22 protein-coding genes are annotated in these 23,800 nt (G+C 73.0%); 9 read left to right on the plus strand and 13 right to left on the minus strand.

Annotation, left to right across the window (positions count from 1 at the left end):
* Positions 1–24 precede the first annotated feature (24 nt).
* From Z164_RS0110405 to Z164_RS0110420, 3 genes are all read right to left on the minus strand, one after another.
* Positions 25–1,311: an argininosuccinate synthase gene (locus tag Z164_RS0110405; protein WP_024890635.1), complete on the minus strand. Its 1,287-nt coding sequence runs from the start codon at positions 1,309–1,311 to the stop codon at positions 25–27.
* A gap of 55 nt (positions 1,312–1,366) precedes the next feature.
* Complete coding sequence (locus Z164_RS0110410) at positions 1,367–2,404, minus strand: N-acetylornithine carbamoyltransferase (protein WP_024890636.1); 1,038 nt, start codon at positions 2,402–2,404, stop codon at positions 1,367–1,369.
* A gap of 311 nt (positions 2,405–2,715) precedes the next feature.
* Entirely contained in the window at positions 2,716–3,246 is a 531-nt protein-coding gene (locus Z164_RS0110420; protein ID WP_024890637.1) for a hypothetical protein, read from the minus strand.
* A 123-nt stretch (positions 3,247–3,369) separates the two neighbouring features.
* On the opposite strand from Z164_RS0110420, the gene cysS reads away from it, so the two are divergent.
* The 4 genes from cysS to Z164_RS0110440 all read left to right on the plus strand — a co-directional run bounded on the left by cysS (position 3,370) and on the right by Z164_RS0110440 (position 7,999).
* Positions 3,370–4,746, plus strand: coding sequence for a cysteine--tRNA ligase (gene cysS / locus Z164_RS0110425; protein WP_024890638.1), 1,377 nt, complete (start codon positions 3,370–3,372; stop codon positions 4,744–4,746).
* A 155-nt stretch (positions 4,747–4,901) separates the two neighbouring features.
* Complete coding sequence (locus Z164_RS0110430) at positions 4,902–5,342, plus strand: SufE family protein (RefSeq protein ID WP_024890639.1); 441 nt, start codon at positions 4,902–4,904, stop codon at positions 5,340–5,342.
* On the plus strand, positions 5,339–6,616 hold the full coding sequence (locus Z164_RS0110435; RefSeq protein ID WP_024890640.1) for an MFS transporter: 1,278 nt from the start codon (positions 5,339–5,341) through the stop codon (positions 6,614–6,616). Before Z164_RS0110430 ends, Z164_RS0110435 begins: the two co-directional genes overlap by 4 nt.
* Before the next feature lie 417 nt (positions 6,617–7,033).
* Positions 7,034–7,999 carry a glycosyltransferase family 32 protein gene (locus Z164_RS0110440; protein ID WP_024890641.1) on the plus strand — a complete coding sequence of 322 codons (966 nt, stop codon included), beginning with the start codon at positions 7,034–7,036 and terminating at the stop codon, positions 7,997–7,999.
* 7 nt (positions 8,000–8,006) lie between these two features.
* Here the strand turns inward: Z164_RS0110440 and Z164_RS0110445 are convergent, their stop codons facing one another.
* Entirely contained in the window at positions 8,007–9,593 is a 1,587-nt protein-coding gene (locus Z164_RS0110445; RefSeq protein WP_024890642.1) for an alkaline phosphatase, read from the minus strand.
* A gap of 292 nt (positions 9,594–9,885) precedes the next feature.
* The gene (gene dksA, locus Z164_RS21935) at positions 9,886–10,848 is read right to left on the minus strand and encodes an RNA polymerase-binding protein DksA (protein WP_081770148.1); all 963 of its coding nucleotides are present in this window, start codon (positions 10,846–10,848) and stop codon (positions 9,886–9,888) included.
* A 108-nt stretch (positions 10,849–10,956) separates the two neighbouring features.
* Here dksA and yidD point away from each other — a divergent pair, with 108 nt between their 5' ends.
* The 3 genes from yidD to Z164_RS0110470 are packed head-to-tail and all read left to right on the plus strand — an operon-like array spanning position 10,957 to position 13,375.
* On the plus strand, positions 10,957–11,193 hold the full coding sequence (gene yidD, locus Z164_RS0110460) for a membrane protein insertion efficiency factor YidD (RefSeq protein ID WP_024890645.1): 237 nt from the start codon (positions 10,957–10,959) through the stop codon (positions 11,191–11,193).
* A complete protein-coding gene (locus tag Z164_RS0110465; protein ID WP_024890646.1) occupies positions 11,190–12,539 on the plus strand; it encodes a dihydroorotase in 1,350 nt (449 codons plus the stop codon). Before yidD ends, Z164_RS0110465 begins: the two co-directional genes overlap by 4 nt.
* Positions 12,539–13,375, plus strand: a complete 837-nt coding sequence (locus tag Z164_RS0110470; RefSeq protein ID WP_024890647.1) for a M23 family metallopeptidase — start codon at positions 12,539–12,541, stop codon at positions 13,373–13,375. The genes Z164_RS0110465 and Z164_RS0110470 overlap by 1 nt, the downstream gene beginning before the upstream one ends.
* A gap of 61 nt (positions 13,376–13,436) precedes the next feature.
* Here the strand turns inward: Z164_RS0110470 and folE2 are convergent, their stop codons facing one another.
* From folE2 to efp, 7 genes are all read right to left on the minus strand, one after another.
* On the minus strand, positions 13,437–14,363 hold the full coding sequence (gene folE2 / locus Z164_RS0110475) for a GTP cyclohydrolase FolE2 (RefSeq protein ID WP_024890648.1): 927 nt from the start codon (positions 14,361–14,363) through the stop codon (positions 13,437–13,439).
* Between the two features lie 120 nt (positions 14,364–14,483).
* Entirely contained in the window at positions 14,484–15,158 is a 675-nt protein-coding gene (locus Z164_RS0110480) for a hypothetical protein (protein ID WP_024890649.1), read from the minus strand.
* Between the two features lie 27 nt (positions 15,159–15,185).
* On the minus strand, positions 15,186–15,866 hold the full coding sequence (gene gph / locus Z164_RS0110485) for a phosphoglycolate phosphatase (RefSeq protein WP_024890650.1): 681 nt from the start codon (positions 15,864–15,866) through the stop codon (positions 15,186–15,188).
* Complete coding sequence (gene ubiG / locus Z164_RS0110490) at positions 15,863–16,585, minus strand: bifunctional 2-polyprenyl-6-hydroxyphenol methylase/3-demethylubiquinol 3-O-methyltransferase UbiG (protein WP_024890651.1); 723 nt, start codon at positions 16,583–16,585, stop codon at positions 15,863–15,865. Before ubiG ends, gph begins: the two co-directional genes overlap by 4 nt.
* A gap of 35 nt (positions 16,586–16,620) precedes the next feature.
* The gene (locus Z164_RS0110495) at positions 16,621–17,958 is read right to left on the minus strand and encodes a TRZ/ATZ family hydrolase (RefSeq protein ID WP_024890652.1); all 1,338 of its coding nucleotides are present in this window, start codon (positions 17,956–17,958) and stop codon (positions 16,621–16,623) included.
* A 4-nt stretch (positions 17,959–17,962) separates the two neighbouring features.
* A complete protein-coding gene (locus Z164_RS0110500; protein WP_052338409.1) occupies positions 17,963–18,808 on the minus strand; it encodes a PA3715 family protein in 846 nt (281 codons plus the stop codon).
* 7 nt (positions 18,809–18,815) lie between these two features.
* Positions 18,816–19,382, minus strand: a complete 567-nt coding sequence (gene efp, locus Z164_RS0110505; RefSeq protein WP_024890654.1) for an elongation factor P — start codon at positions 19,380–19,382, stop codon at positions 18,816–18,818.
* A 79-nt stretch (positions 19,383–19,461) separates the two neighbouring features.
* Here efp and epmB point away from each other — a divergent pair, with 79 nt between their 5' ends.
* Positions 19,462–20,469 (plus strand): EF-P beta-lysylation protein EpmB, encoded by a 1,008-nt coding sequence (epmB, locus tag Z164_RS0110510; RefSeq protein ID WP_024890655.1) that lies wholly within the window; start codon positions 19,462–19,464, stop codon positions 20,467–20,469.
* Positions 20,470–20,572: 103 nt separating this feature from the next.
* Positions 20,573–22,648, plus strand: coding sequence for an EAL domain-containing response regulator (locus Z164_RS0110515; protein ID WP_024890656.1), 2,076 nt, complete (start codon positions 20,573–20,575; stop codon positions 22,646–22,648).
* 146 nt (positions 22,649–22,794) lie between these two features.
* Here the strand turns inward: Z164_RS0110515 and htpX are convergent, their stop codons facing one another.
* Complete coding sequence (htpX, locus tag Z164_RS0110520; protein WP_024890657.1) at positions 22,795–23,688, minus strand: protease HtpX; 894 nt, start codon at positions 23,686–23,688, stop codon at positions 22,795–22,797.
* Positions 23,689–23,800 lie beyond the last annotated feature (112 nt).

The raw sequence follows: 23,800 nt of genomic DNA on the forward strand, positions 1-23,800 counted from the left end.
GTCAGGGGGAAAGCAGGAGCCAGGTCAGACATCAGCGTCTCCCTGGCCCCTGGCCTCCGACCCCTGGCCCCTGGCCCCGCCGTTCACCTGCGCATACAGCGTGGAGCTCATGCCGAACAGCTTGATGAACCCCTCGGCCTCCTCGACGCCCCAGTCGGCGGACTGGGCGTAGGTGGCGTTGCCGGATTCCAGCAGGTGCGGCGAGGACACCGCGACGGCATCGACGCGGCCGCCGCGGGTCTCCAGCGTCACCTCGCCGGTCACCTTGGCCTGCGACGAGGCCAGGAACGCCTCCAGGTCGGTCTTCAGCGGATCGTGGAAGAAGCCCTCGTACACCAGCTCCACCCACTTGCGCGCGACCTCCGGCTTGAAGCGGTTCTGCTGCTTGGTCAGCACCGCCTCCTCCAGCGCGCGGTGCGCGGCAAGCAGCGAGACCAGGCCCGGGGCTTCGTAGACGATGCGGCCCTTGAGGCCGATGACGGTGTCGCCGGTGTACAGGCCGCGGCCGACGCCGTAGGGCGCGAACAGGGTGTTGAGCCGGGCCAGGATCTGCGCGCCCGGCAGCGGCTTGCCGTCGAGCTCCACCGCCTCGCCGCCGACGAACTTCAGCTTGACCGTCAGCGGCTCCGACGGCCACGCGCTGCGCGGCGCGCACCAGCCGCGGGCGCCGTCGCCCGGCGCCTCCCAGCGGTCGATCTCGCCGCCGGACATGGTCACGCCCAGCAGGTTCTCGTTGATGGTGTACGCCTTCTGCTTGGCGCGCACGCCGAAGCCGCGCTCCTCCAGGTACTTCTGCTCGTAGGCGCGGGTCTGGGTGTGCTCCTTCTGGATCTCGCGGATCGGGGCGACGATCTGGTAGTCGCCCTGCGCCTTGATCGCCAGGTCGAAGCGCACCTGGTCGTTGCCCATGCCGGTGCAGCCGTGGGCGATGGCGCGGGTGCCCAGCTCCGCGGCGCGCGCGATCGCGGCATCGACGATCAGGTAGCGGTCGGAGACCAGCAGCGGGTACTGGCCCTGGTAGCCTTCGCCCGCCCACACGAACGGCTTGACGAAGCTCTCCCAGATCGCCGGTCCGCCATCGACGGTGACGTGGCTGGCCACGCCCAGCTCCTCGGCGCGCTTCTCGATGAAGGCGCGCTCGTCGGCATCCACGCCGCCGGTGTCGGCGAACACCGTGTGCACCGTCCAGCCGCGCTCCTGCAGGTAGGGCACGCAGAAGCTGGTGTCGAGGCCGCCGGAGAAGGCGAGGACGATGTCCTTGGAGGGGCCAGAGGCCAGAGGCCGGGGGGCGGGGGATGATGACGTCGACACGTGGAGACTCCTGACGGAAAAAGAAAGAGTGTGGGTGGCGGACGAGTGCTCGGCGTCAGCCCTGGCCCCTGGCCCCTGGGCCCTGGGCTCCGATCAGCGCCGCCATCACCGCCTTCTGCACGTGCAGCCGGTTCTCGGCCTCGTCGATGGCGATGCAGTTGGGGGAGTCCATCACCGCGTCGGTCGCCTTGACGTTGCGCCGCAGCGGCAGGCAGTGCGAGAAGACGCCGTTGCGGGTCAGCGCCATCTTGGCCTCGTCGACGATGAAGTGCTTGTACTGGTCGCGGATGGGCTTTTCGGGCGCCCAGTCGCCGAAGTACGGCAGCGCGCCCCAGCTCTTGGCGTAGACCACGTCGGCGCCGGCGTAGGCGCTTTCGATGTCGTGGCTGACCGTCAGCGAGCCGCCGCTTTCGGCCACGTTCTGCTCGGCCCAGCCCATGTAGCGCTCGTCGAGGATGTAGTCGGGCGTGGGGCACAGCAGGGTCACGTCCATGCCCAGCCGGGTGGCGATGGTCAGCGCGGAATTGGCCACCGCCGTATTGAGCGGCCTGGGGTGGTAGGTCCAGGTCAGCACGTACTTCTTGCCGCGCAGGTCGGTGGTGCCGAAGCGCTCCTGCAGGGCCAGCGCGTGCGCCAGCTCCTGGCAGGGATGGGTGATGGTCTCCATGTTGATCACCGGCACCGGCGAATACTTCGCGAACGACTTCAGCACGATGTCCTGGCGGTCGTACTGCCAGTCCACGAACTTCGGGAACGCGCGCACGCCGATCAGGTCGACGTAGCGGCCCAGCACCCGCGCGACCTCGGCGATGTGCTCCTCGGTGTCGCCGTCCATCGCCGTGCCCAGGTCGAATTCGATCGGCCACGCGTCCTTGCCCGGCTGCAGCACGATGGCGTGGCCGCCGAGCTGGAACGCGCCCAGCTCGAAGCTGGTGCGGGTGCGCATGGACGGGTTGAAGAACACCAGCGCGATCGAGCGGCCCTTGAGCGCATCGCCGAGCTTCTCGCGCTTGTAGCGCGCGGCCTCGGCCAGCAGCGCGTCGAGCCCGGCGCGGCTCCAGTCCTGGGTGTTGAGGAAGTGGGTGATCGGCATCGTGGGTCCTGCGTGTGGGTCGGGCCTGGCCGCACGGGCGGGTGCGGGACGGTGCATGGCGTATAGCGGGTGGACGTGACGCAGAAACGAAAGAACCCAGCGCGGCGGCTGGGTTCTTCGTCTGAAACTCTGGAATGCGACGAGTTCCGGCTACCCAGCGAGGATGCGGGGGTCCGGTCGGCGCGCGCGCGAGGTCATCCCGGACGCCATGCGGGCGGAGGTGAGGATGTCGGCGTCGGCGCGGGTCGCGTTCATGGGCGCGGAATCCTCGCACGGCGCGGGGCGCGCCGCAAGCCCCGGGACGGGCCGGCTCACTCGCCGCTGGTACTCACCACCGGGGTCACCGAGACCCGCACGCGCACCCGGTTGCCCGGGTCGTAGGGCAGCCGCGAACGGTACTTGACGCCCTTGTGCACGTAGTCGACCTCGTAGCCGATCGGGCGCCGGAACTCGCGCTCCACCGGCACCATCCGGCACTCGCCCGCGGCCGCCGGGGGCGCCTCCTCCGCCTGCTCGCCCGAGGCGAGCGCCTCGCGCACCGCCCCGACCACGCGCGACAGGCCGCGGCGCCCTTCCTGCGGCTGGCCGGTCACCGGGCTGGCGGCGTCGCAGCGCTCGACCATGCTGGTGGCGCGCAGCACCTGGTAGACCGGCTCGGCGCTAAGCACGCGGGCGTACTCGATGCGCACGTTCTCCTGCGGCGGCGCGGCCTGCAGCGCCGCGCGCTGGGCGCGCTGGTCGGCATGGATGCGCTGCGCCCGGGCCGGGATCGCCGTCGCGCCCGCCGCCAGCGCGGCGATCAGGACGAACGGCAGTGGGGCCTTCCGGCAGGGTGACGGCATCTCGGACCATTCGGCGGTTAGCCGGATGAGTGTAGGCGTTCGGCGCGCGCACGGCCTGAATCCTCGCTGTCGTGGCCGGACCGGGGCCGGTAGAATCCCCGGGTTCGCCGCCATGTCCCGCCGATGAGCCTGCGCCTCTACAACAGCCTGACCCGCCGCGTCGAGCCCTTCGCCCCGCGCGACCCCGCGTGCCCGACGATGTACGTCTGCGGGCCCACGGTCTACAACTACGTGCACATCGGCAACGCCCGCGGCCCGGTGGTGTTCGGCGTGCTCGCCGCGCTGCTGCGCCGCCGCCACGGCGCGTTGCGCTACGCGCGCAACATCACCGACGTCGACGACAAGATCAACGCCGCCGCGCGCGAACAGGGCGTGCCGATCTTGGCGATCGCCGAGCGCTTCGCCGCCGCCTATCGCCAGGACATGGCCGCGCTCGGCGTGGCCCCGCCCGACATCGAGCCGGAAGCCACCGCCCACATCCCGCAGATCGTGGCGATGATCGAGCGCCTGGTGGAACGCGGCCACGCCTATGCCGCCGAGGGCCACGTGCTCTTCAGCGTCGAGAGCTTCCCCGCCTACGGCAAGCTCTCGCGCCGCGACCCCGACGAGATGCGCGCCGGCGCACGCGTGGAGGTGGCGCCCTACAAGCGCGATCCGGGCGATTTCGTGCTGTGGAAGCCCTCCGACGGCGACCTGCCCGGCTGGGACTCGCCCTGGGGCCGCGGCCGGCCGGGCTGGCACATCGAGTGCTCGGCGATGGCCGCCGCGCACCTGGGCGAGACCATCGACATCCACGCCGGCGGCGTCGACCTGCAGTTCCCGCACCACGAGAACGAGATCGCGCAGAGCGAATGCGCCCACGGCGGCGCCACCTTCGCCCGCTTCTGGCTGCACAACGGCATGCTCACGCTGTCCGGCGCGAAGATGTCCAAGTCGCTGGGCAACATCGAGAAGGTGCACGACCTGCTGCAGCGCCACCCGGCCGAGGCGCTGCGCTACGCGCTGCTGTCGGCGCACTACCGGCAGCCGCTGGACTGGTCGGACGGCCTGATCGAGCAGTCGGCGCGGACCCTGGACCGCCTCTACGGCACCCTGCGCGACCTCGGCGACGTGGAGGCGGCGCCGGAAATCCCGGAGGCGATCGAGGTCGCGCTCGACGACGATCTCAACACCCCGCAGGCGCTGGCCGAGCTGGCCCGGATCGCCGGCGAGGCGCGCAAGGCCGAGGGCGCGGAGCGCGGCGCGCACAAGGCCCGGCTGCTCGGCGCCGGCCTCGCGCTGGGGCTGCTGCAGCAGGCCCCCGAGGCCTGGTTCGGCCGCGGCGGCGCGGACGACGGCGGCGACGAGGCGCGCATCCAGGCGCTGGTGGACGAGCGCAGCGAAGCCAAGCGCGTCCGCGACTTCGCCCGCGCCGACGCCATCCGCGACCGGCTCGCCGCCGAAGGCGTCGTGCTGGAGGACACGCCGCAGGGCGTACGCTGGGCCAGGAAGCGCGCCTAGGCGACCGGCAGCGCGCCCTTGGCGGCCGGCCCGTCAGGGCCGCCTCGATGGCGGACGCGCTGCCGGCGTCCGCCGCTTCCGACGACCGCCCCGCCGGGCGGCCGCAGCCGCTCGCCGCGATGCGGGCGGCATCGACGACCCATGATAGAGACGACGTGACCGATTCCCCCTTCCCCCTCGAACCCACCGCCGCGCAGGCGCAGGCCGCGATCCGCGACGAGTTCGCCTTCTTCGGCGACTGGTCGGAACGCTACCAGTACCTGATCGACCTCGGCCGCAAGCTGCCGCCGCTGCCCGAAGAAGCCCGGACCGAGGCCAACCGCCTGCACGGCTGCCAGTCGATGGTCTGGATCGTCGCCTCCGGCGACGCCTCCCGGCTCGATTTCGCCGCGGCCAGCGATTCGGCCATCGTCTCCGGCCTGATCTACCTCGCGCTGCGCGTCTATTCCGGCCGCAGCGCGCGCGAGATCGTCGACACCGAGCCCGACTACATCGCCGCCATCGGCCTGTCCAAGCACCTCTCGCCCACGCGCAGCAACGGCCTGGCCGCCCTGCTCGCCGAGATCCGCGACACCGCGCGCCGCGCACTGGCTTGAACCGCGAGCGCGCCCCCGCCTCCCCCGACAGCCGCGCCGCGCCGCTGCGCAGCCCGGGCTTCCGCGCGCTGCTGGTCTACCGGATCTGCTCGATCCTGTCCTACCAGATCGTCGCGGTCACCGTCGGCTGGCACGTCTACGAACTGACCCGCGACCCGTGGATGCTGGGCCTGATCGGGTTGGCCGAGGTGCTGCCCTACTTCTGCGTCGCGCCGTTCGCCGGCTACCTGGTCGATCACCTGCCGCGGCGCCGGCTCGGCATGGCCGCGGGACTGGGGCTGTCGCTGACGCCGCTGCTGCTGGCGGCGATCGCCTCCGGCCTGTTCGACGGCGGGGTCTGGCCGATCTACGCCGCGATCGTGCTGACCGGCATGGTGCGCGCGTTCCTGGGGCCGATCTACAACGCGCTGTTCGCGCGGGTGCTGCCGCGCGAGCAGTTCGTGCGCGGCGCCAGCCTGGGCAGCATCGTGTTCCAGTCGGCACTGGTGCTGGGCCCGGCCCTGGGCGGCGCGCTGGTGGCCGCGGCCGGCAAGCCCGCCGCCTACCTGGCCGCGGCCGCGTGCGCGCTGGGCGTGGTCGCCGCGCTGGCCTGGATGCGGGTGGAGGAACCGCCGCGGACGGACGCCCGCGCGCCGATCTTCGCCAGCATCGCCGAGGGCGCGCGCTTCGTGTTCGGCCACCAGATCCTGCTGGGCGCGCTGGCGCTGGACATGTTCGCGGTGCTGTTCGGCGGCGCGATCTCGCTGGCGCCGGCGTTCATCCACGACATCCTGCACTACGGCCCGGAGGGGCTCGGCATCCTGCGCGGCGCCCCGGCGCTGGGCGCGGTGGCGGTCGGCGTGTGGCTGGCGCGGCATCCCGTGCAGCGCAACGCCGGGCGCATCCTGCTGCTGGCGGTGGCCGGCTTCGGCCTGTGCATCATCGGCTTCGGGCTGTCGAAGCTGTTCTGGCTGTCGGCGTGCTTCCTGCTGCTGTCGGGCATGTGCGACGGCGTATCGGTGGTGATGCGCTCCACGATCCTGCAGCTCGCCACGCCGGACGAGATGCGCGGGCGGGTGTCCTCGATCAACGGGCTGTTCGTCGGCTCCTCCAACGAACTGGGCGCGTTCTACGCCGGCTCGATGGCGCGGCTGCTGGGGCTGGTGCCGGCGGTGGTGCTGGGCGGCTGCGTGACCATCTCGGTGGCGCTGGCCACCGCCTGGCGCGCGCCGCGGCTGCGCCGGCTGGACCTGCGGGAACTGCAGGAGGCGCCGATCGCGCCCGCGCGGCGCTAGGGTGTATCGACATTCGACCTGCAGCGTCGGGCGGTTCCTTTTCCCGCAAGCAGGACCATCTTGTTCCTTCTCCCGCAAGCGGGACCATCTTGTTCCTTCTCCCGCAAGCGCAGCGCCGGATGAGGGCGGCTTTTGCACGCCCACGGCCTGCCCCCCATCCGCCTTCGGCACCTTCCCCCGCAAGCGGGGGAAGGGAAAAACAAAGTGCTCCCCGCTTGCGGGGGAAGGGAAAAACAGAGTGCCCCCCGCTTGCTGGGAAGGCGCCTTGCGCACGCTGAATGTCGATTCCGCCTAGGCGCCGCGTCGGCGGCTTCGCGCCCCGCGCATCGGCCGCGTCCTATCATGCGCGCCACGCGCGCCCCCATCCGCAGCAGGCCCCCTCTCCGCATGCAGGACACCCCTCCCCTTCCGGCGCGGATGCGCGCCGAACTCCAGCTCGCCCGCCTGGCCAGGCGCTGGCGCCGCCGCAGCCCGCGCGCGCTCGAGCCCGCGCCGGAGCAGGCCTTCGAGCGTCACGAGATCCCGCCCGCCGACGCCGTACCGCCCGCGCCGGCGGACGCGGGCACGGGCGGCATCCCGCGCATCCTCTGGACCTACTGGAACAGCGAACGCCCGCCGGCGATGATCCGCGCCTGCTTCGAGAACTGGCGCCGCCACGCCGAAGGCTTCGAGCTGCGCATCCTCGACGACCGCAGCCTGTCGCGCTGGGCGCCCGAGCGCCCGCCCGGGCTGGCCGGCGCGGGCGCGGTGAAGACCGCCGACTGGCTGCGCCTGGAACTGCTGCGCCGCTACGGCGGCATCTGGCTCGACGCCAGCAGCCTGCTGACCCGCTCGCCGGCGTGGGCGCTGGCCGAGCAGGCGCGCAGCGGCAGCGAGTTCGTCGGCTACTGGCTGAAGCGCTACACCACGCGGCCGCGCTACCCGGTGGTCGAGAACTGGTTCATGGCCGCGCCGGCCGGCAGCCGCTTCGTCGCCGACCTGCAGCGGGAGTTCACCGAGCGCGTGGTGGCGGCCAGCAACGAGGACTACATCCGCCACCTGACCGCCGCCGGCCTGTACGAGCGCGTGCGCCAGGGCATCGACATCCCCCACTACCTCAGCATGCACCTGGCCGCGCAGGTGGTGATGCAGACGCGCGGCGGCTACCGGCTGTCGCTGTGCGCGGCCGAGTACGGGCCGTTCTTCTACCACCAAGCCAGCGGCTGGAACCGCAACCGGCTGCGCGCGCGCCTGCTGCTGTGGCAGGCCGACGCCCCGGTCCCGGCGCTGGTCAAGCTGCGCAAGCCGGACCGGCGCCGGCTCGACACCTACCTCGCCCACGGCATCGCCTTGCCCGGCAGCTTCCTGCACCGCTACCTGCCGGGCACCGACGCGCCGGACTGAGCGGCGGCTACGGCCGTTCGAGCCGCTCGCCGCGCAGCACGGCGCGCACGACCGCGGCCACGTCGGTGTTGTCGATGTAACGGCCATCGTTGAGGCCGACGTGGCGGGCATAGCCTTCGTCGCGCCCGCGCACCCGCGCGGCGAAGTGGTCCGCGCCCACGCCCCTGGCCCACAGCGGCACCAGCGCGTTGGAATGGTCTCCGGTCGGGCGGAAGCTGAAACCCGGCATCCGGCCCCGGCCGCGGTTGTCCACCGGCTCGAACGCCCGGGCCTGCGCGTCGGGGCCCATCGGCATGCTGTTGTCGTGGTCGGTGGTCACGATCAGCAGGGTCTCGTCCCAGCTGCTGTGGGTCTCGACCCATTCGACTACCGCCGCCACGGCATCGTTGAAATCCACGGTTTCCTCGATCAGCCGGCCGTACTCGGGCTCAGAGGTACAGGTCCCGTAGTGCCACTGCGTACCGCAGCGGCTGGTGTGCCCGGCCCAGTCGGTGGCGCCGCCCTCGATCATCAGGAAGAAACCGTCGTCCGAGCGCGCCGCCAGATGGCGCAGCGCGCCGCGCGCCATCGTCCGCAGCGTCGGCACGGTCTCGACGTAGGCCGCGCCGGAGGGGTTGCGGCGGTCGCGGCCGACGAGGTCCGCCTGGCGCGCCTGCTGCAGGGTCTTGGCGATCCGCGGCAGGCCCAGGACCGGGCCGTCGATCGCCAGCGTGCCGTCGGCCAGCGCCGCGAACTCGGCCTTGTCGCGCAGCACCCGCCATGCCGCCTCGCCGCCCTCGGGCACGTAGCGGCCCGCCTGCAGCCGCTGCCAGTCCTCGGCGGCGAGGAATTCATCGGCATCGTCGCAGCCCGATCGCGATTCGTCCCCGCGCAGGCGCTCGCAGGGCGTGCCGTTGACGTTGTAGCCGGGCGCGCCGGTGCCCATGATCAGGTCGAGGTGACCGCCGGACAGCATCTGCCGGGCGATCTCGTGGTAGTGGGTGCGCGAGCGGTTCTGCGCGCCGAACGCCGCCGGCGTGGCGTGCGAGAACGGCACGCTGGTCACCACGCCGGTCGCCTTGCCCTCGGCCTTGGCCACCAGCGTCGCGTAGGGCAGCGGGCGGCCTTGGTTGTCGTAGTTGATCGCGTTGTTGTAGGTCTTGACCCCGGAGGACAGCGCGGTGCCGGCGGCGGCGCTGTCGGTCGGCATCGCCGACAGGTAGCGATAGCCCGCGAACGGAAGCGCCTGGTCGCCGGTCGGCGTGGCGTCCCAGGCCCGGTGCGGATCGTAGCCGGTGGCCGGCGACGCGTCGTAGGTGGGCTGCTTGCCCACGTGCAGCGGAAACGTGGTCATGCCGTAGCGCGCCGGGAAGTCGAAGTACGGCATGCCCTCGCGTCCTCCGTACTGCCAGTACGCGGCGGCATCCCACGCGCCCCACCCCGCGCCGTCGTTGATCATGACGATCACGTGCCGGGCCCGGGGAGACGCCTGCTGGGACTGGACCGGAAGCTGGCTGCACGCGGAGGCCAGCAACAGCCCGGCGCAGGCGACCATCGCGCCCAGGCCCCTTCGCGCGCGGCCGGAGACGGGGGCGCGGCGGTCGAACGACATCATCTGGATTCCTCAGCCTCGGTAGTACCGCTCGGGGCGATGCCAACGCGAACGGCGCAAGGGCCTCGGCACCGCCCCGCGGACGAAGGCGCGATGATGCCGGGCGTTCATGACAGATCGGGGACTTGCCGCGGCCCGGCGCAGCGCCTGGGCACGCACGCCGCAGCACCACGGCGAGATACGAAAACGCCCGTGCCGCGCGAACGCACGGCACGGGCGATCCTTCGGGCAGCGCACGGCGGATACCGCACCGCCCGCACGATCCCCGCGTGCGCGGGAACCGATGGCCGCGAAATCAGTCGCCCATCTGCTTCTGCAGATGCTCCCAGCGTTCCTGCTCGTCGATGGTGCGCTCGGCGGTGAGCCGGGCCTCCAGGCGGTCCAGGCCGATCTCCTCGCCGGAATCCACGCTGTAGCCGTATTCGCCCGAATCCACGCGCTTGAGCGTGCTGTCGATCTTGGCGATCAGCTTGCGGTAGCGGTCGCGGGTGCGCAGTTCCAGCGAGTTCTCGGTCTCGCGGGTGGCGCGCTCGGCCTCGTCGCCGACGTCGCGCACCTCTTCCTTGAGGTTCTCGATGGTCTGCTTGGACTCCTCGACCAGGTCCGCGCGCCACTGCAGCAGGCGCTGGCGGAAGTACTCGAGCTGCAGCGGGCTCATGTACTCCTCGTCGTGCGAAGGCTTGTAGCCCTCCGGCACGATCGGGCGGCCGGTTTCGGGATCGACGCTGTATTCCACGACCTTGTACTTCGTCTTGGGGGCCGGCTTCGTCGGCCGCGCGGTGACCGCCACCGCGACCTTGCCCGCCGGGCGCGGGCCCTTGGCCGGCGCCGCGTCGGACGCCTGCCTGGCCGCCTGCGCCTTGGCCGTGGCCTGGGACGTCTCGTCCTGGCCGGCCGGCACCGATGGGGCGACCTTCTTCGCCACGCTGGCCGCCTTGGCGACCGGCTTCTTCGAGACCGGCCGCGCGGGCGCGGCGGCCTTGGCCGGGGCGGCAGCCTTCTTCGCCGGCGCCTTCGCGGCCGCGACCGGCTTGCCGGCCGGGGCCTTCTTCGCCGGAGCCTTCTTCGCGGGCGCCGGCTTCGGCGCGGCCTTCGCCGGGGCCGGCTTCGCTGCCGTCTTCTTCGGCGTGGCCTTCTTCGCCGGGGCCTTGGCGACGGCCGGCTTCTTCGCCGGAGCCTTCTTCGCCGGAGCCTTCTTCGCCGGGGCCTTCTTCGCCGCCGTCTTGGCGGACTTCTGAGCGGTTTTCTTCACTGCCACGTCGTTCCGTCCTCGATTCCCTTGGATGGGAAAGCGGGCTGTTATACCCTGCGGCGGCTGCAGCGGCAACCGCGCCCGACGCGCCCACGTTCACGCCGCGCAGACATCGTGATCGATCGCCTGCTCATCGCCCTCCTGCGCCTGTACAAACGCCTGCTGAGCCCGCTGCTGGGACCGCGTTGCCGCTTCGTGCCCAGCTGTTCGGAATACGCGATGACCGCGATCGCCCGCTACGGCGCGTTCAAGGGCGGCTGGCTGGCGCTGCGCCGGCTCTCGCGCTGCCATCCCCTCCACCCAGGCGGGCACGATCCCGTGCCGATGCCCCACCCGGATCCGAAGCCATGACCGACACCCTCATCGTCAACGCCCGCCTGGTCAACGAGGGCCGGGTCGCCGAGGGCGACCTGCGCATCTCCGGCGGGCGCATCGCCGCCATCGGCTCCGGCCTGGAGGCGCGCGCCGGCGAGCGCGTGGTGGACGCCGCCGGGCGCTGGCTGCTGCCGGGGATGATCGACGACCAGGTCCACTTCCGCGAACCGGGCCTGGAATACAAGGCCGACATCGCCAGCGAGTCGGCGGCCGCGGTCGCCGGCGGCCTGACCAGCTTCATGGACATGCCCAACACCAGCCCGCCGACCCTCAACGCGGCCGCGCTGCAGGACAAGTACGACCGCGCCGCGGGGCGCGCGCACGCCAACTTCGGTTTCTACCTCGGCGCCAGCAACGACAACCTCGAGGCCGTGCGCACCCTGGACCCGAAGACGGCGCCCGGCGTCAAGGTGTTCATGGGCGCCTCCACCGGCAACATGCTGGTCGACGATCCGCAGACGCTGGACGGCATCTTCCGCGAGACGCCGGTGCCGATCATCACCCACTGCGAGGACACGCCGACCATCGAGGCGCTGCTGGCGCAGTACCGCGAGCGCTACGGCGACGAGATCCCGGCCGAGTGCCATCCCGACATCCGCTCGCGCGAGGCCTGCCTGAAATCCACCCGGCTCGCGCTGGAGCTGGCGCGCCGCCACGGCACCCGCCTGCACGTGCTGCACATTTCCACCGCCGACGAGCTGGCGCTGTTCGAGCGCGGCCCGCTGGTGGACGCCGACGGCCGCGTGCGCAAGCGCATCACCGCCGAGACCTGCGTGCACTTCCTGCGCTTCGCCCGCCCCGACTACGGCCGGCTCGGCCACCAGATCAAGTGCAACCCGGCGATCAAGGACCCCGCCGATCGCGCCGCGCTGCAACAGGCGCTGGCCGACGACGTCATCGACGTGCTGGCCACCGACCACGCGCCGCACACCTGGGAAGAGAAGCAGCAGGCCTACGTGCGCGCGCCCAGCGGCCTGCCGCTGGTGCAGTTCGCGCTGGTGGCGGCGCTGGAATGCGTGCACGAGGGCCACTTCGACATCGCCACCGTGGTGCGCAAGTTCGCGCATGCGCCCGCGCAGCTGTTCGACGTGCGCGAGCGCGGCTTCCTGCGCGAAGGCTACTGGGCCGACCTGGTGCTGGTGGAGGACACGCCGTTCACCGTGACCCGCGAGCAGGTGCTGTCGAAGTGCGGCTGGTCGCCGTTCGAGGGCACCACCTTCCGCAGCCGCATCGCCTCGACCTGGGTCAACGGCGCGCTGGCCTGGGACGGCGAGCGCCTGGTCGGCGCGGCCGGGGGCCGGCGGCTGGAGTTCGCGCGTTGATCCGGCGCGCGGCGCTGCGGGCGCTGGCCGCGCTGGCCGCCACGCTGCTGCTGGGCGCGGCCGCGGCGCGGACGGCGCAGGACGACCGCGTGGTGTTTCCCGCCGCCGTGCAGCAGGGCGCGCTGGTGATCGGCAAGGTGCCGCCGGGCAGCCGCGTCGAGTACGCCGGCCGCACCCTGCGGGTGACCGGCTACGGCAGCGTGGCGCTGGGCATCGGGCGCGATGCGCAAGGCCCGGCACAGGTGACGGTGACCCGGCCCGACGGCCGCGCCGAGACCGTGTCCATCCGCATCGATCCGCGCGACTGGCCGCTGCAGCGCGTGGATGGCGTGCCGCCGGCCACGGTGGACCCGCCGCCGGCCATCGCCGAGCGCATCCGCCGCGAGCAGGCGCAGGTCAGCGCCCAGCGCAGCCGGAACGACGACCGCGCCGACTTCGCCCAGCGCTTCATCCAGCCGGTGGAGGGCCGCATCAGCGGCCGCTTCGGCCGCGCCCGCGTCTACAACGGCCGGCCCGGCTCGCCGCATTCGGGCATGGACATCGCCGCGCCCGCCGGCACCCCGGTCAAGGCGCCGGCCGGCGGCATCGTGACCTTCGCCGCGCCCGATCTCTACCTCACCGGCGGCACCGTGCTGCTCGACCACGGCCACGGCATCAGCTCCAACTTCCTGCATCTGTCGCGGCTGGACGTGCGCGTCGGCGACCGCGTCGAGCAGGGCCAGGTCATCGGCGCGGTCGGCGCGACCGGGCGCGCGACCGGCCCGCATCTGCACTGGGGGATGAACTGGTTCGACGTGCGCATCGATCCGCAGCTGGTGCTGGAGCGGACGCCCTGACCTGCGGCGCCGGCGGCGCGCGGCCGGCGGCCCCGAGCGCGAACGCGACGGAGCGGCGCGGCTAACCGCTGACGCGCGCCACGGCGTCGTGGGGATGCAGGCTCTCGAAGTGCGACACCCGCGCCTCGAAGCGGGCCACGCGCTCGTCGGCCGCCAGCACCGCGGCGACCCGGCGCGCGGCGTCCTCGCAGAACATCAGGTTCTCGGCATTGAGGCGGGCGAAGGCCTGCTCGTCCTCGCGCTTGACCGCGGTCTGCACCGGCGTGCCGAGCCCGGCTTCCAGGGCGTCGACCAGCTCGGCCAGCGGCAGCTCGTCGAAGGCCGGCCGCAGTTCGACGCGCACCTCGGCGCGGCTGCGCTGGGCGTGCGGGGTGGCGGCCAGGCCGCGCTCGGACGCCAGCCAGTCCGTCACCGCCGGCGCCGACAGCGGCCTGGCGGCGGCGAAGTCCTCGGCGAAACGCGCCGCATTGAGCTGCCGCGACAGCGCCGCCGACGCCGGGCAGGTGCTCGAATACTCGACCGAGAACGCCAGCACCGCGCGGAAGTGCCCGTCGGCCAGGGTCGCCTCCAGTTCGACCGGATAGCGCTTCCAGCCGGCGTTGTCGCTGGCGAGCGCACGGCGCTTGAGCAGGTGGTCGTAGCGCAGGGTCAGCCGCGCCGCGCCGGACAGGCCGCGCTGCGATTCCACCAGGTCCTGCAGCACCCGGCGCAGGCCGGCGAGCGTGAGCGCCTCGCCGGCGAAGGCGTCCTGCAACCGCAGGTACAGGCGCGACATGTGGATGCCGCGCGCGTCCGGGTCGCGCAGGTCCACCGCCACGTCGACCTCGGCGGGCACCTGCAGCGCCGGCTCGCCGGCCGCGGCCGGCAGGCGCAGCGGCAGCGCGATCCGGTCCATGCCGACCCAGTCCAGCGCGCGCGCGGCGTAGGCGGCGTCGCCGGCGACGTCGGGCAGAGGATGGGACGGAACGGGGGACAGGCGCTGCGTCACAGGACACCGTGGGGGCGGCGGAAACGGGCGCCCAGTGTACCGGCAGCCGCCCGGACGCTCCCGAAACGCTGCGTTGTGGCGATTCCCGGCGCCTGTCGCGGCGATAGGCGCCGCGCCGCTTCAGCCGCGCGCGGCGCGCCAGGCCACCGGCAGCACCCGCCATGCCGGCAGCGGCGCGGGTTCGCGCCCGCGCGCCATGGCCTCCAGCCGGTACCGCAGCAGCGCGGCCTGGATCCTGCGCACGCGACGGCCGGCGCCGCGCGCCTGCGGCCAGGCGTCGAGCACGCGGCGGGCCTCGTCGCGGCCGCCTTGGCGCAGCGCCCGCTCGGCCAGCAGCGCGGCGCCCAGCAGGTCGGCGTCGGACGCGATCGCCGGGCCGGCATCCCCCGCGAGCGCCGCGTCGGCCGCGGCCAGGGCCTCGGCCAGCGGCTGCAGCGCGGCAAGCGCACGCGCGCCGTCGAGTTCGCGCGTGGCCGGCAGCACGTTGAGCGCGCGCCCCATCGCCACCCAGTCGACCGCCTGCGCGCGCAGCCGCTGCGCCAGCGGATGGCGCCGCGCGCCGCGGCTCCAGCCCTGCAGTTCGTCCTGCCACCAGGCCAGCTTGGCCAGGCCTGGCGCGGCCTCGGCGCCGGCCCAGGCCGCATCCGCGAACTCCTCGCCCAGCGCCAGCCAGGCTTGCGTAGCCGGGCGCCGCTCGGCGGGCACGAAGGCGATCGCCACCGTCCACTCCGGCCAGCGCGAGCGGAACTTGTCGATGAAGGCCTCCGGGGCTTCGCGGGCATCGGGAGCGGTCATGCGCGGATCGCGGCGATGTGCCCGCGCTCAGGCGCGGCGCGCGGGCCAGCGCGCGGGATCGAGCAGTTCGCCCGGCCGATCCACCAGCACGTCGCCGCCCCAGTCCTGCGGCAGGTCGTCGCCCAGCCGGTAGCCCCACAGGGCGACCACCGAGGGCATGCCGGCCGCGCGCGCGGCCTGGATGTCGCGCTCGTCGTCGCCCACGTACACGCAAGCGCCTGGCTCGGCCTCCAGCGCGCGCGCGGCGTGCAGCAGCGGCAGCGGGTGTGGCTTGCGCTCGGCCAGCGAGTCGCCGCCCACCAGCACCTTGCAGCGAAACTGCCAGTCCAGCGCGCGCAGCACTTCGCTGGCGAGGTACTCGGGCTTGTTGGTCACCACGCCCCACACCGCGCCGTCGTCCTCCAGCGCCTGCAACAGCGCCTCGACGTCCTCGAACGGACCGCCGTGGCGGCCGAGTTCCTCGCGGTAGATCGCCAGGAACTCCGGGATCATGTCCTGCCGCGCCGCCAGGTCGGCATCGGGGAAGGCCGCGGCCGACATCGCGCGGGCGCCCTTGGAAACGTGCGGGCGCAGCTCCTCCAGCCGCATCGGCGGCCGCGCGCGGCGCTCGCGCATGCGATTGACCGTGGCCAGCATGTCGGGCGCGCTGTCGAGCAGGGTGCCGTCGAGGTCGAACAGCACCGTGCGCGGGAAGCGGCCGCCGCTCATGGCGCCGCTTCCGGCCTGAGCGCGCAGGCGAGATAGTTGACGTCGGTGCGCGAGACCAGGCGCGCGCTGCCGCGCCACGGCTCGTACATCAGCCCGGACACGTCCTCCAGCGCCAGGCCGGTCGCGCGCAGCCACGCGGCGAGCTCGGAGGGGCGGATGAAGTCCCGATAGCGGTGGGTGCCGCGCGGCAGCAGGCGGGCGACGTATTCCGCGCCCACGATCGCCAGCGCGAACGCCGCCGGGGTGCGGTTGAGGGTGGACACGAACAGCCGCCCGCCGGGCTTGAGCAGCCGCGCGCAGGCGGCCAGGATGGCGCCGGGATCGGGCACGTGCTCGAGCATCTCCATGCAGGTGACCGCATCGAAGGCGCCGGGTTCGGCCTCGGCCAGCGCCTCGGCCGATTGCACGCGGTAGTCGATGTCCGCCCCGCTCTCGCGCGCGTGCAGGCGGGCGACGCGGATCAGGTCGGCGGCGAGGTCGATCGCGGTGACCTCGGCGCCGGCCAGGGCCATGGCCTCGCTCAGCAGGCCGGCGCCGCAGCCGACGTCGAGCACCCGCGCCCCGTCCAGCCGCACGCGCTCGGCCACGTACTCGAGCCGCGCGGGATTGAGCGCGTGCAGCGGCTTCTGCGGGCCGTCCGGGTCCCACCAGCGGTTGGCGAGGGCGGAGAACTTGTCCAGTTCTTCCTGGCGGTAGTTGTGGACGGTCTCGGCGGTCATGGCGGACTCCCGGGGGATGGAGGGGGCGCCGGCGCTCAACGGCCCAGCGCGGCGATGCGCCCGCGCCACTCGCGGGCGTTGGCGACCAGCGCCTCCGGGTCCAGGCCGACCAGGACGCGGTCGCGCAGGCGCTCGCGGCCGGCGATCCACACGTCGGTCACCTGGTGGCGGCCGGTGGCGTAGACCAGTTGCGAGTGCACATGATGCAACGGCTGGGTCTCCAGCGCCGACAGGTCCACGCAGGCTAGGTCGGCCTGCTTGCCGGGCTCGATCGAGCCCACCAGGTGGTCCAGCCCGATCGCCCGCGCCCCGCCCAGGGTGGCGGCGCGCAGCGCCGAGGCGGCGTCCAGCGCGGCGGCGTCCTGCGCCACCGCCTTGGCGAGGATCGCCGCGGTGCGGGTCTCGCCAAACATGTCGAGGTCGTTGTTGCTGGCGCAGCCGTCGGTGCCGATGGCCAGGTTGGCGCCGGCGCGCGCCAGCGCGCAGGCCGGGCAGAAGCCCGAGGCCAGCTTGAGGTTGGATTCCGGGCAGTGCACCACGCTCACCCCGCGCTCGGCGCACAGGCGGATCTCGGCCTCGGTCAGCTGGGTCATGTGCACCGCGATCAGGCGGTCGTTGAACAGGCCCAGCCGGTCCAGCCGCGCGATCGGGCGCTGCCCGTGCGCCTTCAGCGACTGCTCGACCTCCTGCGCGGTCTCGTGCAGGTGCAGGTGCACGGGCACGTCGAGCTGGTCGGCCAGCATCCGCACGCGCTCGAAGTTGGCGTCGTTGACGGTGTACGGCGCGTGCGGCGCGAACGCGGTCGAGATCAGCGGATCGTCGCGCCACTGGTCGTGGACCTCGCCGGCGCGATCGAAGTACTCGTCGTCGCTCCTGGCCCAGGCGGTCGGGAAGTCGATCACCGGCAGCCCGACCCGGGCGCGGAAGCCGTGGCGCTTGTAGGTCGCGGCCTGCACGTCGGGAAAGAAGTAGTTCTCGTTGACGCAGGTGGTGCCGCCGCGCAGCATCTCGGCGATCGCCAGGGTCACCCCGTCGGCGACGAACTCCGGGCCGATCACCGCGCCCTCGATCGGCCAGATGTGCTCCTGCAGCCAGACCATCAGCGGCAGGTCGTCGGCGACCCCGCGCAAGAGCGTCATCGGATTGTGGGTGTGGGCATTGACCAGCCCGGGGATCAGCGCCGCGTCCGGCCGCGACACCACCTCGGCGGCCCGGAAGCGCGCGCGCGCCTCGGCGCGCGGCAGCACCGCGACGATCGCGCCGTCGCGCACCGCCACCGCGTGGTCTTCCAGCACCACCGCGTGCGGCTCCACCGGCACCACGTGGCCGGCCTCGATCAGCAGGTCGCAGGTCTCGCTCGGGGTTGCGGTCATTCCCTCAGCCACCTTTCTCGCTCCAGAAGAACAGATTATCGAACGGGTCCGTGGCATAGGCGTCGCCGTCGTAGCGCAGCACGCGGCGGACCCGGCGTTCGCGGGTTCCGACCGCTTCGCCGCGCTCGGCGGTCTCGCGCGACACGATCGCGGTCAGCGCCAGATCGGAGAACGCGCGCTCGCCCGGCGGCTGCACGGTGAGCACCGCGCGCGCGCGGTCGATCACGGTGCGCTGCGGCCCCCACGCGCAGGCGCTGCCCTCGACCATCGCCCAGCTGTCGAGCCAGGTGGAGAACACCGGGCGCAGCGCGTCGCCGTCGCGCACCATCAGGGTCAGTTCGCGGTCGAAGCCGCGCTCCGGGCAGCTGGGCCCGCGCGCCGCGTTCGACAGCACCACGCCGAAGGCGCGCACGCCGGGGGCGAGGTCGTAGCGGGCGGTGTCCAGCCGCAGGCCGCCGGGCCGCAGCGCGAATGCCGCGTCCTGCTCGAGCGTGCGCGCGTGCCGGGCCAGCACGCGCCCCGCGACCGGGTCCAGCATCGCGGTCAGCAGCCGCAGCGGCGCTTCGTCGGCGCCGTCGGCGCCGGCCTCGGCGAACACCGCCGCGGCCAGGCGGATCGCCGGATCGTAGGGCCAGTCGCGGCAGATCGTGTCGACCGGCGCCTGCGCCGCTCCGGCCGTCAGCAGGGCCACGCTCGCGGCGTCGCAGGCCGCCTGCTGCACCTGCGCGCCCGCCGGCAGCCACGCCGGCAGCCACGCCAGCAGCGCGATCGCGGCCAGCGCACCGCCCGCGCGCCGCGCCCTGCGGGCGCCGGCGCGCGCGAGGCGATGCGGTCGGCGCGTCGGCGGCATCGGACCGCTACTTGACCCGGCTGACGTATTCGCCGGAGCGGGTGTCCACCTTGATGACCTCGTCCTGGCCCACGAACAGCGGCACCCGGACCACCGCGCCGGTCTCCAGCGTGGCCGGCTTGCCGCCGCCGCCGGAGGTGTCGCCGCGCACGCCGGGATCGGTCTCGACGATCTTCAGCTCCACGAAGTTGGGCGGGGTGACCTGGATCGGCGTGCCGTTCCACAGCGTCACCACGCAGTCCTCCTCGCCCTTGAGCCACTTCTCGGCGCCGCCCATGCCGGCCTTGTCGGCCTGCACCTGCTCGAAGGTCTCCTGCTGCATGAAGTGCCAGTACTCGCCGTCGGAGTACAGGTACTGCATGTCGGTGTCCACCACGTCGGCCGCCTCGACCGAGTCGGTGCTCTTCATGGTGATTTCCTGCACCCGGCCGGTGCGGATCTGGCGGTACTTGACCCGGGTGAAGGCCTGGCCCTTGCCCGGCTTGACGTATTCGGTGTCGGTGATGATCGCGGGCTCGCCGTTGACCAGGATCTTCATCCCGTTCTTGACGTCGTTCATGCCGTAGCTGGCCATCGTTGCTCCTGCTGCCCGCCGCGGCGGGGATAGAATGTCGGATTCGCGCCCGGGGCCCGGGCGCACGCGATAGCCCGACATGATACCCGCAGCCCCCCTTCCCATGCAGCCGCGGCGCTGGCAGCAGGCCTGGCGCGAGGCCGTGCGCGATCCCCGCGAACTGCTGGCCCTGCTGGGGCTGGAGGCCCTGGCCGCACGGGTGCCCGCCGAGGCCGCGGCGCAGTTCCCGCTGCGGGTGCCGCGCGGCTTCGTGGCGCGCATGCGCCACGGCGATCCCGCCGACCCGCTGCTGCGCCAGGTGCTGCCGCTGGACGAGGAACTGCGGCCGGTTCCCGGCTTCGGCCTGGACGCGGTCGGCGACGGCGCCGCGCGCGCGGCGCCGGGGGTGATCCGCAAGTACCGCGGCCGCGCCCTGCTGGTGGCCACCGGCAGCTGCGCGGTGCACTGCCGCTACTGCTTCCGTCGCCACTTCCCCTACGCCGAGGAGACCGCGGCCGCCGCCGGTTGGCGCGGCGCGGTCGAGGCCATCGCCGCCGATCCGGACCTCGACGAGGCAATCCTGTCCGGCGGCGACCCGCTGTCGCTGGCCACGCCCAAGCTCGCCGAGCTGACCGCCGCGCTGGCCCGGCAGGCGCCGCACCTGCGCCGCCTGCGCATCCATACCCGGCTGCCGGTGGTGCTGCCCGAGCGGGTGGACGCCGAACTGACCGGCTGGCTGGCCGCCTTGCCCTGGCCGGTGGCGGTGGTGGTGCACGCCAACCACGCCAACGAGTTCGATCCCGCGGTCGATGCGGCGATGGCGCGCCTGCGCGCGGCGGGCGCGACGCTGCTCAACCAGGCCGTGCTGCTGCGCGGCGTGAACGATTCCGTCGAGGCGCTGGCCGCGCTGTCCGAGCGCGGCTTCGCCGGCGGCGTGCTGCCCTACTACCTGCACCAGCTCGACCGGGTGGCCGGCGCGGCCCATTTCGAGGTCGAGGACGCCCGCGCGCTGGCGCTGCACGCCGCGCTGCGCGAGCGCCTGTCGGGCTATCTGGTGCCGAAACTGGTGCGCGAGGTGGCCGGCGACGCGTCCAAGCGCCCGCTGTAGGCCCGCCCTTCGCCGTGGACGCCGCCGCGCGCCCGTGGCATAACGCCCGCCTCCGGGGCGCGTCGCGCGCCGCGGGGGCATGAACCGCTCCGGGGAGAGCCGCATGGCGAAGCAGGACAACCCACTCCGGCTGGTGCTGGTGGACGACAGCGTCGAGGATGCCGAGGCCATCGTCAGCTGCCTGCGCAACGCCGGCATCGCGGTGCGGCCGCTGCGGCCGTCCGGGGCCGAGGAACTGGAGGCGCTGCTGGCCGGGCAGGCCATCGACCTGGTGCTGGCCGCGCAGCGGCCGGGCGCGCTGCCGCTGGCGGAGGTCGCGCAGCGGGTCCAGGCCAGCGGCAAGGACATCCCGCTGATCGCCGTCAGCGATGCGGTGGACGAGGCGAGCTTCGTCGAGGCGCTGACCCTGGGCGCGCGCCACGTCGCCCCGCGCCAGCGCCCGCAACTGCTGCTGGCGCTGGTGCGCAGCGAATGGGGCGACCTGGAGGCGCGGCGCTCGCTGCGCCGGCTGGAAGCCCGCGTGCGCGAGACCGAGCGCCGCTGCGATGCGCTGATCGACTCCTCGCGCGACCCGATCGCCTACATCCACGAGGGCATGCACATCCGCGCCAACGCGGCCTACCTGGAGATGCTGGGGCTGTCGGACTTCGAGGACATCGAGGGCATGTCGCTGCTGGACATGGTCGCGCCGCAGCAGCTGGACGACTTCAAGCAGCTGCTCAAGGAGCTCTCGCGCGGCCAGCCGCCGCCGCCGCGCTACGAGGTGCAGGCGCGCGACGCCGAGGGCAACCCGTTCCCGGCGACGATGGAGTTCACCGCCGCCCAGTACGAGGGCGAGCCCTGCCTGCAGGTGATCTTCCGCCGCGCCGAGGTGGATCCGGAACTGGCCCGCCAGGTCGAGGAACTGCGCAGGCGCGACCAGGTCACCGGCCTGCTCAACCGCCCCACCTTCCTGCGCGCGCTGGAGGACGCGGTCTCGGCCTCGGCCGCCGACAACCGCACCCACGGCCTGCTGCTGATCGAGCCGGACCACTACCAGCGCCTGCTGCAGGAGATCGGCCTGGATTCCGCCGACGCCATGCTGGCGGCGCTGGCCGAGCGCCTGCGCGCGGCGATCGGCGAGGACGCGATCGCCGCGCGCTACGCCGAGCACCGGCTGGCGGTGCTGCTGCGCGACGCCGACTACGCCGCCACCGAAGCGTTGGCCGAACGGGTGCGGGCCGCCTTCGCCGGCGAGATGTTCCAGATCGGCGCGCACTCCAGCGTGGTCACCGCGAGCATCGGCGGCGTGCAGATCGGCGAGAAGATCGCCAGCGTCAGCCAGGTCCTGGCGCGCGCCGACGCCGGCGTGGCCTCGGCGCTGGGCGTGGGCGGCAACCGCTGCGAGATCTTCGACCCCGCCGCGGCCGACCGCGCCGAGGAGGAGCACGTGCAGGCCTGGGTGGATCGCCTGCGCGACGCCCTCGACCGCGACGGCTTCGTCCTGCACTACCAGCCCGTGGTCAGCCTGCAGGGCGACACCGGCGCGATGTACGAGGCACTGCTGCGGCTGGACGCCGGCGACGGCGAGCTGGTGCAGCCGCTGACCTTCCTGCAGATCGCCGAGGAACACGGCCTGCTGTGGGAGATCGACCACCACGTGGTCGGCCAGGCCATCGCCCGCATCGGCGAGCGCATGCGCGCCGGCAGGCCGACCACCCTGCTGGTCAAGATCAGCCAGGCCTCGCTGCACGACGACAGTCTGGTGCGCTACATCGGCGAGCAGCTGGCCAAGCAGCAGGTGCCGGGCGAATACCTGGTGCTGGAACTGCCCGAGGCCAAGGTGTTCACCCACCTCAAGGCCACCCGGGACTTCGCCGAGGCGATCGGCCGCTACGACTGCCGGCTGGCGCTGGAGCACTTCGGCATCGGGCTGGATTCGTTCCAGTTGCTGGCCCACCTGCAGCCGCACCTGCTCAAGCTCGACCGCAGCTTCAGCGAGGACCTGCCGCAGAATCCCGACAACCAGCGCCGCATCGACGAGATCGTCGCCAGGGCCCGCGAGCTGGGCATCCGCACCATCGCCGACGCGGTCCAGGACGCGGCCAGCATGTCGATCCTGTTCACCGCCGGCATCGACTACGTGCAAGGCAGGTTCCTGGCCGCGCCCGGTCCACGGATGGACTACGACTTCGAGTGAGGCGGGGGTCAGGGGCCAGGGCTCAGGGGCCAGGGGCAAAGAAGAAGCCCGCCTCGCGGCGGGCTCTTCGCATGCGGTCCGAAGGCAGGACTCGGCTTCTCCCTGGCCCCTGGCCTCCGATCCCTGGCCTCTGGGCCCCCCGCCCGTCAGATCGCCCGCTGCCGGACGCCGCCCTCCTGCGCGAGCGGGGCGTCGCGCAGGGCCTGGATGCGCTCCTCCAGCGGCGGGTGGCTCATCAGCAGGCGCTTCAGGCCGTGGCCGACGCCGCCGCTGATGCCGAAGGCCGCGACCTGCTTGGGCAGGGTGTTGTGGCCGTAGGTCTGGCCCAGGCGCTCCAGCGCGGCGATCATCTTGTGACGGCCGGCCAGCTGCGCGCCGCCGATGTCGGCGCGGAACTCGCGGCGGCGCGAGAACCACATCGCGATCATGCTGGCGAACAGGCCGAAGACCATGTCCAGCACGAACACGATGCCGTAGTAGGCCAGCCCGCCGCCCTCGCGGCCGAGGTAGTTGCTGATCGCGCGGCCGACGATGCGGGCCAGGAAGATCACGAAGGTGTTGAGCACGCCCTGCAGCAGGGCCATGGTGACCATGTCGCCGTTGGCGATGTGGGCGACCTCGTGGCCGAGTACGGCTTCGGCCTCGTCGCGGTCCATCGCCCGCAGCAGGCCGGTGGACACCGCGACCAGCGCATTGTTGCGGTTGGCGCCGGTGGCGAAGGCATTGATCTCGGGCGCGTCGTAGATCGCGACCTCGGGCATGCCGATGCCGGCGGCTTCGGCCTGGCGGCGCACGGTCTCGACCAGCCAGCGCTCGGTCTCGTTGGCGGGCTGCTCGATGACGTGCGCGCCGGTGCCGCGCTTGGCGCTCCACTTCGACAGCGCCAGCGAGACGAAGGCGCCGCCGAAGCCGAAGATGGCGGCGAACATCAACAGGCCGGCGTTGGTCGCCGGGTCGATGCCGAAGATGGCCATGATGATGCTGACCAGCGCCAGCACGGCGAGGTTGGTGGCGAGGAACAGGGCGATTCGGCTGAACATCGTGGGGGTGTCCGTCGTCGTGTGTCGCGGCGCGCGGCCGCAGGCGGTTCACCAGATAAGGGCTGGCGTTGTAAATTCAAGTGAAACCGCGCGCGCCTCGCCGCGCAAGCCC

It is taken from the genome of Luteimonas huabeiensis HB2, from assembly GCF_000559025.1.
Lineage (GTDB): Bacteria > Pseudomonadota > Gammaproteobacteria > Xanthomonadales > Xanthomonadaceae > Luteimonas > Luteimonas huabeiensis.

Coding starts and splice junctions, on each gene's coding strand:
- Z164_RS0110410 (WP_024890636.1), bottom strand. CDS start 2,404: ATGCCGATCACCCACTTCCTCAACACCCAGGACTGGAGCCGCGCCGGG.
- Z164_RS0110420 (WP_024890637.1), bottom strand. CDS start 3,246: ATGCCGTCACCCTGCCGGAAGGCCCCACTGCCGTTCGTCCTGATCGCC.
- cysS (WP_024890638.1), top strand. CDS start 3,370: ATGAGCCTGCGCCTCTACAACAGCCTGACCCGCCGCGTCGAGCCCTTC.
- Z164_RS0110440 (WP_024890641.1), top strand. CDS start 7,034: ATGCGCGCCGAACTCCAGCTCGCCCGCCTGGCCAGGCGCTGGCGCCGC.
- Z164_RS0110445 (WP_024890642.1), bottom strand. CDS start 9,593: ATGATGTCGTTCGACCGCCGCGCCCCCGTCTCCGGCCGCGCGCGAAGG.
- Z164_RS0110465 (WP_024890646.1), top strand. CDS start 11,190: ATGACCGACACCCTCATCGTCAACGCCCGCCTGGTCAACGAGGGCCGG.
- Z164_RS0110480 (WP_024890649.1), bottom strand. CDS start 15,158: ATGACCGCTCCCGATGCCCGCGAAGCCCCGGAGGCCTTCATCGACAAG.
- gph (WP_024890650.1), bottom strand. CDS start 15,866: ATGAGCGGCGGCCGCTTCCCGCGCACGGTGCTGTTCGACCTCGACGGC.
- ubiG (WP_024890651.1), bottom strand. CDS start 16,585: ATGACCGCCGAGACCGTCCACAACTACCGCCAGGAAGAACTGGACAAG.
- Z164_RS0110495 (WP_024890652.1), bottom strand. CDS start 17,958: ATGACCGCAACCCCGAGCGAGACCTGCGACCTGCTGATCGAGGCCGGC.
- Z164_RS0110500 (WP_052338409.1), bottom strand. CDS start 18,808: ATGCCGCCGACGCGCCGACCGCATCGCCTCGCGCGCGCCGGCGCCCGC.
- efp (WP_024890654.1), bottom strand. CDS start 19,382: ATGGCCAGCTACGGCATGAACGACGTCAAGAACGGGATGAAGATCCTG.
- epmB (WP_024890655.1), top strand. CDS start 19,462: ATGATACCCGCAGCCCCCCTTCCCATGCAGCCGCGGCGCTGGCAGCAG.
- Z164_RS0110515 (WP_024890656.1), top strand. CDS start 20,573: ATGGCGAAGCAGGACAACCCACTCCGGCTGGTGCTGGTGGACGACAGC.
- htpX (WP_024890657.1), bottom strand. CDS start 23,688: ATGTTCAGCCGAATCGCCCTGTTCCTCGCCACCAACCTCGCCGTGCTG.